Below are 645 nucleotides of genomic sequence, written 5' to 3' on the forward strand. Positions count from 1 at the left end.
AACAGAAACATATATAACTAAAAATTTAAATGGAAAAGTAATATCACAAAAGTTATTATCAAGAGATACATATAGTGCTATGAGTAATATTGTTATAAGAGGAAAAGGAAAAGTAAAAGAAGTAATACCAGAGAAAAAAGAAGAAGAGGAAAAACCAGCAGAAAAACCAACAGAAAAACCGATAGAAAAACCAGTAAATGAAACATAAAGAATAAAAGATAGAGCTAATTTTAGATTAGCTCTATTTACGTATAAAAAAATGTAAATGTAAAACACTATTGACAAAAGAAAATATAAAAGTTATAATAAAAATTGTAAAATATGCGCTATTAGCTCAGTTGGTAGAGCAGCAGACTCTTAATCTGATGGTCGGAGGTTCAATCCCTCTATGGCGCACCAAAATCACTTCAAAAATTGTAGTGATTTTTTAAGTAAAAAGAAAAGGTGGGGAGGAAATGCTAAAAATATATAATACAGATATAGAAAAAAAAGTTTTTAAAGAAATAAAGGAATTTGAAAAAGGTAGTTGGATAAATTTAGTAAATCCATCTGAAGAAGAAATAAAAAAAGTATGTGAAAATACAAAAATAGAAGATGAATTTATAAGATATGCTTTAGATTATGAAGAAAAAGCTAGAATAGACA

Annotated in this window: 2 protein-coding genes and 1 tRNA gene; all 3 read left to right on the top strand. The window is 26.4% G+C overall.

Annotation, left to right across the window (positions count from 1 at the left end; all coding sequences use genetic code 11):
* Positions 1-208 (top strand): hypothetical protein (locus tag RSB01_RS14185; protein ID WP_332625770.1); only part of this gene is annotated, 208 nt, incomplete at its 5' end.
* 115 nt (positions 209-323) lie between these two features.
* A tRNA-Lys gene (locus tag RSB01_RS14190) sits at positions 324-399 on the top strand.
* A gap of 56 nt (positions 400-455) precedes the next feature.
* Positions 456-645 (top strand): hypothetical protein (locus RSB01_RS14195; RefSeq protein WP_332625771.1); only part of this gene is annotated, 190 nt, incomplete at its 3' end.

The sequence above is a fragment of the Brevundimonas sp. genome (assembly GCF_036659295.1).
Classification (GTDB): Bacteria; Pseudomonadota; Alphaproteobacteria; order Caulobacterales; family Caulobacteraceae; genus Brevundimonas.